The sequence below is a fragment of the Bacillus cereus group sp. MYBK195-1 genome, from assembly GCF_051916605.1.
In the GTDB taxonomy this organism is placed as follows: Bacteria; Bacillota; Bacilli; order Bacillales; family Bacillaceae_G; genus Bacillus_A; species Bacillus_A cereus.
The window spans coordinates 303,781-317,006 of sequence record NZ_JBQAGZ010000001.1 but is presented as its reverse complement, the minus strand read 5'-3'; the positions used below and the strand labels follow the sequence as shown (position 1 = coordinate 317,006).

The following is a 13,226-nucleotide window of genomic DNA, read 5'->3' as shown; positions in this document are numbered from 1 at the left end:
ATACCATATTATTGCTTTGCTAGTACAACTCGCTCATTCTCTCGCTTAACTGCCACATATTTACTACATTTTGAACTGGAAATCTTACTGTCCAATATAATATAAAAAACTTTTATATTTCACATTTAGCATTGACAATGATAATGATTTTCATTATCATTTAATGTATATGAGTTCTCGAAAATAAAGGCTATATTTAATAGGAGGAATAAACATGATTATTGTTACAAATACAGCTAAAATTACAAAGGGAAATGGACATAAATTAATTGAGCGTTTTAATAAAGTAGGTAAAGTTGAAACGATGCCAGGCTTTTTAGGTCTAGAAGTTCTTTTAACGCAAAATACAGTTGATTATGATGAAGTAACAATTAGCACTCGCTGGAATGCAAAAGAAGATTTCCAAGGTTGGACAAAGAGCGCTGCATTTAAAGATGCTCACTCACATCAAGGCGGAATGCCAGAATATATTCTTGATAATAAAATTGCTTACTATGATGTAAAAGTTGTACGTATGCCAATGGCTGCAGCACAGTAAAAACAGTCCTTTTTTAAAGTATAGAATATGAGAAGCGTTATCTATCACTTCTCATATTCTATACTTTTTTCTTTAATTTCTTTTTATTAATTTTGCGTGTACAACTAGCCTTCCAGCCTCTGGATCAAGCGCATAGTCACAAGTAGAAAGTGTTACGATTTCATCATTAGCCGTCAATTCCGTATCCGTTTTGTACAGTGATTTTTCTTGAATTTCCTTTAAGAACGATGTATATGCTGCATCATTTTCAAAATCCGTTTCAATGTAATAAAAGTCCGTTGTTGTCGTGTATACTGAAAAAACTTCCACGTCGTATCCTTCAAATAATGTATCGTAATATAATTTACGATGAGACATAAAAAAGTCTTCATCCAACATCTTTTTTAAACTACCAAACATAGAACCGTCTTTCATACGATGGCCATATAAAATCGTATTTCGATTTTGAGATTTCACATCATTACGATGGTCCATAAAAATGCTTCCCGCTCTCATATCTTCACCTTTATAATTACGAAATAAATAGTAATCATTATCTTTTGCTTGAACGATTGGATAATTAATTTGTGTATCATCCATCGTAATCCATCCGACTATCTCTGGATTAATTTTCTGGAGATCCTGAAACTGTTTACGTACCTCTCCATCTTCTGATTTTTCTTCCATTGGACTTCTTTTATAAATATGTTGTGCCTCAGCCATTACTTTACGATTTTCATAATAATCCATGAAAATCCCGCCCAACTCATACATTGAATAGAAAAAGATTCCTAAAAACACAATTGTAAGTATGCGTTGAAAAAAAGAATTCTTTTTCCGTCCTTTCTTACTATTCAAATTATCACCTCAAAACGGATTATGCTCAGCCTTTAGATTCCCATAGGTACCATGTACAATCCGGTATCTTCATCCTGCTTTACAATGACATCTACACCATATATTGCTTTAACCATTTCTTCTGTTATTACATCATTAGGATTACCTTTCGTAATGATTTCTCCATCTTTCATAACGATAATATGGTCGCTATAACGAATGGCTTGATTAATATCATGTAATACCATTACAATCGTTAGTCCATGCACTTCATTTAACTCTTTCACTAACTCTAATATTTCTAGCTGATAGTAAATATCTAAATATGTGGTCGGCTCATCTAAGAAGAGCATTGGTGTATTTTGAGCTAATGTCATTGCGATCCAAACTCGCTGCCTCTCTCCACCAGATAAAGCATAAATTGGCTTATCACGCTTACTTTGTAAATTCGTACATACTAGCGCACGCTCAATCGCTTCTCTATCTTCATCTGTTTGCGGAGAGAATATATTTTTATATGGCATACGCCCGAAGCTTATTAGCTTTTCCACTGTAATATCTGCTGGAGCCTCATTTTGTTGATGGACAACCGCTAGTTTTCTAGCAAACTCTTTCGGTTTATATTCACTAATCGCTTTCCCATCAAGTATTACTTCTCCACTGCTAGGAGCGTGGTTTCTAGACATGACACTAAGTAATGTTGATTTCCCACATCCATTCGGTCCAATGATTGTTGTAATTTTCCCAATTTCTATTTCACTACTAACAGACTTTAATCGATTTGTTACGTTATCGTATGAAAAGGTTACATTTTTAATTTCCATGAACTTTATCACTCTTTCTAAGCAAGAATATTAAGAATGGACCACCAATAACCGCCATAATTGTTGCTGCTGGAATTTCGTTAGGTGGCACAATTAACCTTCCAATCGTATCTGCCGTCAAAATTAATAACGCCCCTGCAAGAGCAGAAAATGGAATTAATACTTTATGGTCTGAACCGACTAATTGTCTTGAAATATGCGGAACTAGTAATCCTACAAAAGCAATAACACCTGCAATCGCTGTTGATACTGCCGCTAAGAGTACTGCAATGGCAGAAATAATAAGACGAACTCTCGTCACGTGCAAGCCTAAGTTTTTCGCAGTCTTATCTTGTAGCGATAATAAGTTACACCAAGCCCCTACGAACAGAGCAAGAATAAGACCAATCGTTCCATAAGTCACCATTATTTCTACATCGCCCCACGTCTTCATTGTTATGTTAGAAGTCGTCGTTTGCTTAATACTCTTAATAAAATATCCACAAATCGTAACGAATGATTCATTTAATCCAGTAAACATTGCATTAATGGCAATACCAATTAAAATAATGCGAAGCGGGCTTAATCCTGATTTCCATGAAAACGAATAAACGAGATAACATGCAAGCGCACCACCTAAAAAGGCGAATACGGGTGTCCAGAAAAAGAATTGCGGGAACAACGTAATAATAACAAGTGTCATAAAACTTGCTCCTGAAGATATACCGATTACCCCAGCATCAGCGAGTGGATTTTTCATAACAGCTTGAAAAAGCACACCTGAAACAGCGAGAGCCGCTCCAGTGAACAACGCAATAATAATACGCGGAAAACGTAAATCTTTAATGACTTCAACATCTTCATTTCCACCTGTAAATATCCCTTGTACAAGTTCAACAATACCTACTTCTAAACTACCTTTCATCGCTGACAATGATGTCATAACAATAAGCAATGCAGTAACAATGAGGAAACTCCAAGTTTTTTTATTCATTCTACTCTTCCTTTATATTAAAATGCATCACGGATACATCATTTTTTTCAATTCATCTAATGCTTCAATTGCTGCTAAATTGCCTGTCGTTCCAAATAAACGCTCTTCTAAATCGTAAACACGGTTATTTTTAACCGCAGCAAAGTGTTTCCAAATATCATTTGTTTTAAATTCTTTATCAAACATTTTTACAACTTCATCAGGCATACCATGAGCTGCTCGTAAAATAATATCTGGATCAGCTTTCTTTAAATACTCTGTATTAGAAGCTAAATATTCTACTTGTTCACCTTGCACAATATTTTTACCACCTAGTTGTTTCACTAAATCTCCAATATAAGAATGCTCTGTTGCTACTAAATAACTTCCCGGCACACCTAATAAAATAAGCACTGTCGGTTCTTTCTTTCCTTTTACTTCTTTTTGAATGCTAGCAACCTTTTTATCTAATTTAGTTACTACTGCTTCGGCCTGTTTTTCACGCCCATATTTCTTACCTAAATCGCTAATAGAACTTTGCATATTTTTCAAGCTCGTTAAATCTAAAAAGTTTGCTTTCATACCCACACCATCAAAAACTGGCTTTAATTCATATTCAAGTGTTGTCACAGATAACACTTCTGAAGGCTTTAATGACTTTACCTTTTCCATATCTGGACTCATTGGATTCCCAACTTCAGGTAAACCTTTATATCGCTTCGGTAAAGTTTTAGAACTTGTTGGAACGCCGACTAAATCTACTTCTAACGCATCCATAATTTCAGTAACAGCCACTGTTGTTGCAACGACGCGCTCTTTACTTTCACTCTTTACCTGCTTTGCTGATTCTTTTTTTGGTGATGAGCACCCGGCTATACTCATTAACAAAATGATAGCCATTAGTACACTTGCAATTTTCTTCACTCTCAATCACCACTCCTTTCCATACAATATGAAACAAGTCTTGATGCACGCGAACATGCATCAAGACTCCAAAAATTACAATCTACCTGCTCTATATTTACGAACTAGTAAAGCAAGTGAACCTAGCAGTAACACCATATATAAACCAAGTTGTGCTGTATCTGCAGTTTTTGAGTTTTTCTCTTTTTTCGAATCATTTTTTGTATCTTCTTTTTTCTTGTGACCATCTGCATTTCGATTAAAATCAGGAGTACCTACTGTTTTTACATTATCTACTTTCGGTGTAGTCACTGGATTTTTCGGTTCATTTTTCGGTTCCTCTTTAAGAGTTCCTAACGCGCCGATATTATTTGTATCAAATTGAATTTGTACATCGTAGAAATGATGGTAGTTCATCTCATCGATGTCTACCTTTACTTTTGCGTTTAATTTTTTAAATAGATCTTCTACTTCAAACTGTACTACTCGCGTATTTGCATTTTTATCTTCGCTTACTACTTTCGCATCAGCGAATAGTTCATTGTTTTCCGCTTGGAATTTCGTAATCCACGCACTATTTTTCAGCGTCATCTCAATATATTTTTTACCATCTTTTACGATTAATTTCGCTGGATTTACAACATAGTCATGCATCTTTGAAATCTCATCTGTTTTATCTTTTAATACTTTAAATGTAATATCATATTGGCCATCTACTAAATTTTTCGAATCAACTATTACTCTCGGTTTATTATTTTCATCTTGGTTGTTGTTTCCACCTTGGTTGTCGTTTCCGCCTTGGTTGTTGTTTCCGCCTTGGTTGTCGTTTCCGCCTTGGTTGTCGTTTCCGCCTTGGTTGTCGTTTCCGCCTTGGTTGTTGTTTCCGCCTTGGTTGTTGTTTCCGCCTTGGCTATCTAACGGCTTAATGCTACCTTTATCAAATGCAAATTGAATATCGTAAAAATGGTGATAATTCATTGAATCGATATCTACTTTTACTTTTGCATTTAACTTTTTTGATAAATCTGGTACTTCTACTTCCACTACGCGTGTATCAGCTTTTTTATCTTCACTTATTACATGTGCATCAACAAACGAACCATTTTTCTCAAATTCAAATTTTGTAATCCAAGAACTGTTCGTTAACGTAAATGATACATACTTCTTACCATCTTTTACTTTTAGCACACCTGGACTTTTTGTATATGTGTTCATCATTGAAATTTCGTCTGTTTGATCTTTTAATGCTTTGAAATTGATGCTGTATTCACCATCTTTAATTGTTTCAGCATCTGGTTTTTTATTTTCATCTGATTTTTTATTTTCATCTGGTTTTTCTACTTCCGGTTTTTCTGCTTCTGGTTTTTCTACTTCTGGTTTTTCTGCTTCTGGTTTTTCTACTTCTGGTTTTTCTACTTCTGGTTTTTCTGCTTCTGGTTTTTCTACTTCTGGTTGTTTCTCTTCATTTTTAATTTGTTCAAGTTTATCTTGTTCAAATAAAAGTTGTACATCATGCGTTTGCTTATAATTTCTTGATGCCATTTCGATAAATACTTTTGTATTTAGTTTTTTAGATAAATCGTTTACCTCAAACTCTACTACTCTTGTATCTTTTTCCGTATCCTCACTTACTACTTTTGCATCAACAAATGTGCCATCTTTTTCCGTTTGAAAATTTTTAATTAATGAGCTACTTTTTAATGTTACAATTGCTTTTTTCTTACCGTTTTCTACTTTTAATACTCCTGGATTTACCATGTAAGTATTCATCTTAGATTCTTCATCTGTTTGATCTTTTAACACTTTAAATGGAATGCTGTACGCACCATCTTTAATTGTGTTAGAATTTGGTTGTTGATCTGGGTCAGGCTTTTGGTCGGGCTTCTGACTTGGATCCGGTTTTTCATTTGGATCTGGCTTATTAGCTGGGTCCTCTTTTTCATTTGGTTGTTCCACATGAATTGGTGTAATACTATTTTGATCAAATGCAATACGAACGTCGTACTCATGATGATAATTTAAAAAATCAATATCTACTTTTACTTTTGCATTTAATACCTTCTCTACATCTTCTACATCAAATTCTACTACTCTTGTATCTTTTTCTTTATCTTCACTAATTACATTTGTCGCAACTAGCTTACCTGCTTTTTCTGTTTCAAACTTCGTAATCCATGAACTATTCGTTAATGTAAAGGATACTTTCTTTTTCCCATCCTTCACTTTTAAAGTTCCCGGACTTACTGAATATTGATTCATCATCGATTCTTCATCTGATGTATCTTTTAAAACTTTGAACCCAATTGAATATTCACCGTCAGCCAACTTGGTAGCTGCTTGAACTGCAAGTGGTTGTAATGTTGACACGAATGTAAATATCATTAAAAACATAGCAACAATAATTTTTGTATACCTGTTCAATGGAACGACTCTCCCTTTTGAAAATTATTTAATACTGCTCCCATCAAATACAAAGCGAATATCATACGAAGCATTATAATTAATAATTGGAATATTAATTTTCACCTTTCCATTTAGTTTTTTTGACAAGTCAGCAACTTCAAATTCTACTACTCTAGTATTATCTTTTTTGTTTTCACTTAACACGGTTGTTTCTACAAATTGACCATCTTTTTCTACTTGGAAACTTTTAATAGAAGCACTATCTTTCACTTTAAATGAAACGTATTGTTTTCCATTTTTAACTGTTAATGTTGCTGGGCTTTCAAAATAACTATTCATTCTAGACGATTCATCTTTATCGCCTTTCCATACAGTAAAAGCAATATTATATTTTCCATCAGCTAGTTTTGTAGCAGCCTTTGCATCTTGTAAACCTAGTGTTGCGATAAACGTAAATAAAACAGCAAATACGGCAATAATCATTTTAAATTGTTTAAACATATATTCATCACCCTTCAAAAGATTTATTTACTCAACTTCACTTTACGAATTAAGAAAGCACCTGAAATAAGAATTAACGCTGCAAACAATCCAATACGTGCTTCATCGCCTGTTTTTGGGTTATCTGTTTTTTCAGCTTTTCCATTTTCATTTTTTGTTTCTTTGTTCACTTCTTTAGCTGTTTCCTTACTCTCTACTTTTGTTTTCTCTTCTTTTACTTGTGTATCTGTTTTCGCTTGATCATTATTTTTTTTTGTAGCAGCTACGCCGTTATCGCCACCTACAGCTTTTACATTTGCATCAAATGCAAAACGAATTGTGTAGTGGTGGTCATAGTTTGCATTTGGTACAACAACATGAATTTTTACAGCTGCCGGTTTGGATAAATCATCTACTTTAAACTCTACTGTTCTTTTATCTGCCGATTCATCTTTACTAACAACTTTCGCATCAACAAAATTCCCATTCTCTGGTGCTTTAAATTCTGTAATCCAAGCACTATGATTCATCGGAACTTGTACTCTCATCTCACCGTTTTTCACTATTAATTTTGCCGGCTTTTCAAAATAGTCATTTGCCATTGAAGCTGAATCATTTTCCGCTTTTTGAATTACGTAATTAATATCGTAAGTACCATCAGCTAGTTTTGCTGAAGCATTCCCGTATGGCATTACAAGAAAAGCTAGCATACATACGAACGTTATAATAAAAGCGGGTAATACAGAAACCTTTTTCATTTTTCTTGTTTCCTCCTTGGTTATCTTTTATTTCACTTCTTGAAAATGATAATTATTCTCAATTTATAAGAAAAAAATAATCTCTTCTACCTATTATTTAATTAGCATTCTTTTATCTAACATAAGTATTATTGATTATCATTCTCATTTAATGTTAAAAATAATATCTCACCCTATTCCTTATACGAAGGCATAGAAACTGAGAAAAAATGATAAAACGTATTTATTGATTATCATTCTCAATGCAAATCAAAAAAAATAAACTATCTCTTCTCCTCTTCTTTCACCTCTTCCCATAACAACACTATAGTTATAGAAACCCCTTTTCCCTCACTTCCCTTCCAATATTTCCACAACTAAGTCAATCTTAGCCTACTCATAAATTTTTTGTCAACTATATTACGTATAAAATTTTTAATATCTGAATTTCTCTATATGCTGCTTTTTTTACAAAAAAAGAGACTTTCTGTTATAGAAAGTCTCTTTTCTCTATTTCTCTACAGCAATTTCCTGCTTTTGAAACTTAGAAACTATATAACCAAATCCTATACCGATTATCCCTGGAACTAACCAACCAATTCCTACACTATATAATGGAATCTTATCTAAAATAGGTGCTAGCGCTACAATTTGAAGGTTTGCATTGTGTAATCCATCAAAGAAACTTATTGCAAATGCTCCTACAATCCCGCCCACATACATCGCTAATGGAAGACGAACGTAGTTTTCAACAAGTGATAATACGATAAGTACGATTCCAATTGGATAAATTGCGATTAAGATTGGTAACGCTAATGCATTTAACTGAGTTAACCCAAGGTTTGCTACCATAAATGCTAATACACAGAAAATGAAAACGACTTTTTGATAAGAAAGCTTTGGTAATAAGGAAGAGAAGTAATCACCACAAGCTGCAACAATACCTACAGAAGTTGTCAAACATGCTGCTGTAATTGCGATCCCTAATAATAAAGTTCCGTAGCTACCAAATAAATGATTCACGACATTTGTTAAAATAATTCCTCCGTTTGCGCCCATTCCAAGTGACACACTAGAAGCTCCAAGATAAGCAAGTGCTAAATACACAAGTAGTAGACCAAGCGCTGCAATAAATCCTGCAAAGATTGTTACTTTTGCAATACTGTTTTTATTTGTAATGCCTTTTTCTTTTAACGCATGAATTACAACATTTCCGAATACCAGTGCTGCAAGTCCATCTAAAGTTAAATATCCATCAATAAATCCTTTAAAGAGAGGAGCACTATACGCTTCTGTCGGTGCACCAAATTCTCCAATTGGTGTAATAAGTGCTTTACCTACGATAATTGCAATAACAGCTAATAATATTGGAGTTAGCACTTTACCAATACGACCCACTAATTTCGAAGGATTTAAAGCTAAATAGAAAGTGACTGCAAAGAAAATAAGTGTAAAGATAACAAGTGGATATGACTGACCAGCTATCTCACTTGGTAAAAACGGTGCAACACTCATCTCATAAGCTACTGTTCCTGTACGCGGCACACTTACGAATACGCCTAAACATAAATAAATTGCAGTGATAAAAACAAGTGCGAATATAGGATGTACACGTCCTGCTAGCTCATTAATATCTCCCTTTAAAGCTATAACAATTACTCCTAATAAAGGTAGTCCAACGCCTGTTACGATAAAACCAAACAGCGCGATCCATACGTCCGTTCCAGCACCTTGCCCTAACGCTGGTGGAAAAATCATATTACCTGCACCAAAAAACAGTGCAAATAACATTAAACTTATTGCAAACATCTCTGAAAACTTTAAAGATGATTTCATTTCTACTAACCTCCTAAAATGATAAATTAACAAAATATTCTGAATTGAAATCCGTTACATATCCTCTTTCAAGCATACTTCCCCGTAAAAGAACGCAAAAAACACCCGTCCCTAACAAAGGGACGAGTGTTGAAATCGTGGTTCCACCCTTATTCTAATAAAATGAATTTATAACGAAATACGCTCATTTTATAGCTCGTGTAAATTGATAACGGTTTTATCCGCCAAGAATTACAATGCATCATGTATGCAGTTCACTCTTGAAGTTTAGAGGTGGTAAGCTTGTCTTTTCGTATTAGGAAGCTCACAGCCTAAGGCTTCCCTCTCTGAGAATCGTAAAATACAACTCATGTCCTCATCATTACTTTTATAAAATATCTTGTCGAAACTTGTTGCTTTTTATTATATGGGCTATTTTTTAAAAAATCAATAGTTTTATTTTTTCTGACAAAAAAATATAGGGAGAAAATTTTCCCTCCCTATAACTGCCCTATTAAAATTTCTAACTCTTCAGCCGTAACGCTCCGCCACTTTCCAACTTCAAGCTCATTTAGCTCTATATTCATAATGCGTACTCGCTTTAGCTTTATTACAGTAAACCCGAAAGCTCGACTCATTCTACGAATTTGCCTGTTCATTCCTTGCGTTAAAACAATACGAAATGTTGATTGATCGACTCTTGTCACTTTGCACGGCTTCGTCATTCCATCTTTAATCTTTACACCGCTGGACATCTCATCAATAAACCAGTCCGTAAAAGGTTTATCGACTGTGACAACATATTCCTTCTCGTGCTCATGATCACCATGTAAAATTCGATTCGCAATACCGCCGTCATTCGTTAATAAGATAAGTCCTTCCGATGCTTTATCTAATCGTCCAACTGGAAAGATTCGCTCTGGATAATTGATATAATCAATAATATTATCTTCAATATGATCAGCTGCTGTACAAGTAATTCCGACTGGTTTATGAAAGGCTATGTACACCTTTTCTTTCTCTTCTTTTACAATAACTTGCCCATCAATCGTTACAACATCACCATCGCTCACAAGTGCACCGTGCGTACATATTTCACCATTAATAGCCACGCGTCCAGCTTTAATGAGGCGATCTGTTTCACGTCTGGAGCATGATTTTGCTTCGCTTATGTATTGGTTGATTTTCATGTTCTATTCCTTTTCACATATATTAAAAGCGTCAATCTATGGCAATATCATTCTGCCACGATTGACGCTTTTTCACTTCGCAAAAACAACTAAATAAATAACCCCAATCACCAAAAATATTCCGCAACAAGCTAACAATACTTTTGCAAGTTTGTCCATAAACATATAATGGTTTCCCCTTTGTTTCGTTGTTTTCTATTTTAATTCGACAACTGTTACGCCTAGGCCTCCCTCGCCCATGTCACCGTAACGGAAGGTTTTTACACCACGATGCTTCTTCAAGTAATCTTGTACACCTTGGCGAAGTGCTCCTGTCCCCTTACCGTGAATAATTGATACGCGAGGATAGCTTGCAAGCTGGGCATCGTCTAAGTATTTCTCAACGCGCGCCATTGCATTTTCAAATCGTTCACCACGAAGGTCAAGTTCTAATGAAACGTGATAGTCTCTACCTTTTACCGTTGCAACTGCTTTTTTCTCTGTTTGCTTCGGTGTGTTAATGTATTCCATGTTAGATTCTTTTACTTTCATCTTCAGAATACCGATTTGTACGCTCCACTCAGTATCGCTTACTTTTTCAAGTAATTGACCTTTTTGACCGAACGTTAATACTTTTACTTCATCACCTGCACGTAACTGTTGCTTCGGCGCAGTATTTTTCACGTTTACTTTTTGTTTCTTAACAAGCTCTGGTGCTGCGCCTTCTAGACGGCTCTTCGCTTCAATTAACTCGTGATCTTTCACGTTTGCAAGCTGTGCTTTACGCAATTGACGAAGTTCTTGAATAATGCCTTCTGCTTCTTTCTTTGCGGCTTCGACTTTTTCTTCCCCTTCTTTTTGCGCTTTTAATAATCGTTCATCGCGATCTTCGTTAAATTCAATGATTTGACGTTGTAATTCACGATGAAGTTTTTCAGATTGTTTGCGAAGTGCTTCTGCTTCGTTCCAGTCACGCTCTGCGTTCTTCTGGCTTTCTTCTAACTTCGCAATCATATTTTCAATTTTATTCGTATCTGTACTAATGTGGTTGCGTGCTTGGTCAATAACGCGATCAGATAATCCAAGACGTTTCGAAATTTCAAAGGCATTACTACGGCCTGGTACACCGATTAATAATTTATAAGTTGGACTTAATGTATTTACATCAAACTCAACACTCGCATTAATAACTTGCTCACGGTTATATCCGTACGCTTTTAATTCTGGATAATGCGTCGTTGCAACAACGCGAGCACCGCGATTACATACTTCATCTAAAATCGAAATTGCTAGTGCAGCACCTTCTTGTGGGTCTGTTCCAGCACCTAATTCATCGAATAAAACTAAGCTTTCAAAATCAGCTTTTTCTAAAATATCAACGATGTTCACCATATGTGAGGAGAACGTACTTAAACTTTGTTCAATCGATTGCTCATCACCGATATCAGCAAATATATTTTTAAACACACAAATCTCTGACTCATCCATTACTGGAATGTGAAGACCAGATTGCGCCATTAAAACACAAATACCAACTGTTTTCAGCGTAACTGTTTTACCACCTGTATTCGGTCCTGTAATAACAATTGTCGTGAAATCTTTACCTAACATAATGTTATTTGGCACAATAATTTCTGGATCGATTAGCGGATGGCGAGCTTGTCTTAAATCCATATAACGCTCGTTATTTACGATTGGTTTCGTTGCTTTAATTCGCTTTGCATAAAAAGCTTTCGCAAAAATGAAATCAAGATTCGCAACTACTTCTACGTTTGATAAAACGATATCAGCTTCTACTGCCACTTCTTCTGTTAACATCAATAAGATGCGTTCGACTTCTTGTTTCTCTTTCACACGAGCTTCTTGCAGTGCGTTATTTAATTCTACAATGACTTGCGGTTCAATAAATAACGTTTGTCCAGAAGCTGATTGATCGTGAACAATACCACCATATACGCCGCGGTATTCTTGTTTTACTGGGATCACGTAACGTTCGTTACGAATCGTTACAATCGAGTCAGACAGCATCTTTTGCGCGTTTGAAGAGCGCGTCATATTTTCTAACTTTTCACGAATACGGCTTTCCGCAGTACGAATTTGAGTACGAATCCCACGCAGTTTATCACTTGCGCTATCCACTACTTCACCGCCGTCACCGATACAATTTGTAATTTTCTTTTCTAAATCATATAAAGATACAATTTGAGCGACGTGAGTTTCTAAAATCGGAAGCTCAACACCGTTATCAGCCATATCTTCAATGAAACGTTTCATATTACGACTACCATACATCGTATTCGCAATATCAAGTAATTCATTTGGACTTAACATACTCCCAATTTTTGCACGCTTCACATTTGAGCGAATATCCGTAATACCACCTAATGGTGCACTACCTTTTAAACGAATAACTTTCGCTGCTTCATCCGTTGTATCTTGCATTTCTACAATTTCTTCAAAATCAGTGCTCGGCACTAAATGCTTCACTTTGTCACGGCCAAGTGAAGAGGCTGTATGTTCAAGTAATTGTTCTTTTACTTTATTGTATTCTAATACACGCAACGTTCTTTCTAACATGTTGCAGGTCCC

11 protein-coding genes and 1 other annotated feature are annotated in these 13,226 nt (G+C 35.2%); of the genes, 1 reads left to right on the top strand and 10 read right to left on the bottom strand.

What is annotated here, in order from left to right; translation table 11 throughout:
* The first annotated feature begins 214 nt into the window (after window positions 1–214).
* On the top strand, window positions 215–538 hold the full coding sequence (gene isdG, locus ACTFRY_RS01745) for a heme oxygenase (RefSeq protein WP_000587818.1): 324 nt from the start codon (window positions 215–217) through the stop codon (window positions 536–538).
* Window positions 539–610: 72 nt separating this feature from the next.
* On the opposite strand, the gene srtB is transcribed toward isdG, so the two are convergent.
* From srtB to ACTFRY_RS01695, 10 genes are all read right to left on the bottom strand, one after another.
* On the bottom strand, window positions 611–1,375 hold the full coding sequence (gene srtB, locus ACTFRY_RS01740) for a class B sortase (protein WP_001086121.1): 765 nt from the start codon (window positions 1,373–1,375) through the stop codon (window positions 611–613).
* A gap of 32 nt (window positions 1,376–1,407) precedes the next feature.
* Entirely contained in the window at window positions 1,408–2,178 is a 771-nt protein-coding gene (locus ACTFRY_RS01735) for an ABC transporter ATP-binding protein (RefSeq protein ID WP_000403761.1), read from the bottom strand.
* Window positions 2,168–3,151, bottom strand: coding sequence for a FecCD family ABC transporter permease (locus ACTFRY_RS01730; RefSeq protein ID WP_001036848.1), 984 nt, complete (start codon window positions 3,149–3,151; stop codon window positions 2,168–2,170). Before ACTFRY_RS01730 ends, ACTFRY_RS01735 begins: the two co-directional genes overlap by 11 nt.
* 27 nt (window positions 3,152–3,178) lie before the next feature.
* Window positions 3,179–4,060, bottom strand: coding sequence for a heme ABC transporter substrate-binding protein IsdE (isdE, locus tag ACTFRY_RS01725; RefSeq protein WP_002098036.1), 882 nt, complete (start codon window positions 4,058–4,060; stop codon window positions 3,179–3,181).
* Window positions 4,061–4,129: 69 nt separating this feature from the next.
* On the bottom strand, window positions 4,130–6,454 hold the full coding sequence (locus tag ACTFRY_RS01720) for an NEAT domain-containing protein (RefSeq protein WP_144516945.1): 2,325 nt from the start codon (window positions 6,452–6,454) through the stop codon (window positions 4,130–4,132).
* 24 nt (window positions 6,455–6,478) lie between these two features.
* Window positions 6,479–6,937, bottom strand: a complete 459-nt coding sequence (locus ACTFRY_RS01715; RefSeq protein WP_000476165.1) for an NEAT domain-containing protein — start codon at window positions 6,935–6,937, stop codon at window positions 6,479–6,481.
* Window positions 6,938–6,960: 23 nt separating this feature from the next.
* On the bottom strand, window positions 6,961–7,674 hold the full coding sequence (gene isdC, locus ACTFRY_RS01710) for a heme uptake protein IsdC (protein ID WP_016118697.1): 714 nt from the start codon (window positions 7,672–7,674) through the stop codon (window positions 6,961–6,963).
* Window positions 7,675–8,163: 489 nt separating this feature from the next.
* Window positions 8,164–9,489, bottom strand: a complete 1,326-nt coding sequence (gene brnQ6 / locus ACTFRY_RS01705; protein ID WP_086408657.1) for a branched-chain amino acid transport system II carrier protein BrnQ6 — start codon at window positions 9,487–9,489, stop codon at window positions 8,164–8,166.
* 115 nt (window positions 9,490–9,604) lie between these two features.
* Window positions 9,605–9,860: a binding site (T-box leader), on the bottom strand.
* Between the two features lie 108 nt (window positions 9,861–9,968).
* Window positions 9,969–10,658 (bottom strand): 23S rRNA pseudouridine(2604) synthase RluF, encoded by a 690-nt coding sequence (locus ACTFRY_RS01700; protein ID WP_061663239.1) that lies wholly within the window; start codon window positions 10,656–10,658, stop codon window positions 9,969–9,971.
* Between the two features lie 195 nt (window positions 10,659–10,853).
* Window positions 10,854–13,214 (bottom strand): endonuclease MutS2, encoded by a 2,361-nt coding sequence (locus ACTFRY_RS01695; protein ID WP_000893716.1) that lies wholly within the window; start codon window positions 13,212–13,214, stop codon window positions 10,854–10,856.
* Window positions 13,215–13,226 lie beyond the last annotated feature (12 nt).

Bases quoted from the DNA above. Each gene is read 5' to 3' on its own strand.
- ACTFRY_RS01735 (WP_000403761.1), bottom strand. From the start codon at position 2,178: ATGGAAATTAAAAATGTAACCTTTTCATACGATAACGTAACAAATCGA.
- isdC (WP_016118697.1), bottom strand. From the start codon at position 7,674: ATGAAAAAGGTTTCTGTATTACCCGCTTTTATTATAACGTTCGTATGT.
- ACTFRY_RS01730 (WP_001036848.1), bottom strand. From the start codon at position 3,151: ATGAATAAAAAAACTTGGAGTTTCCTCATTGTTACTGCATTGCTTATT.
- ACTFRY_RS01715 (WP_000476165.1), bottom strand. From the start codon at position 6,937: ATGTTTAAACAATTTAAAATGATTATTGCCGTATTTGCTGTTTTATTT.
- brnQ6 (WP_086408657.1), bottom strand. From the start codon at position 9,489: ATGAAATCATCTTTAAAGTTTTCAGAGATGTTTGCAATAAGTTTAATG.
- ACTFRY_RS01700 (WP_061663239.1), bottom strand. From the start codon at position 10,658: ATGAAAATCAACCAATACATAAGCGAAGCAAAATCATGCTCCAGACGT.
- ACTFRY_RS01695 (WP_000893716.1), bottom strand. From the start codon at position 13,214: ATGTTAGAAAGAACGTTGCGTGTATTAGAATACAATAAAGTAAAAGAA.
- isdG (WP_000587818.1), top strand. From the start codon at position 215: ATGATTATTGTTACAAATACAGCTAAAATTACAAAGGGAAATGGACAT.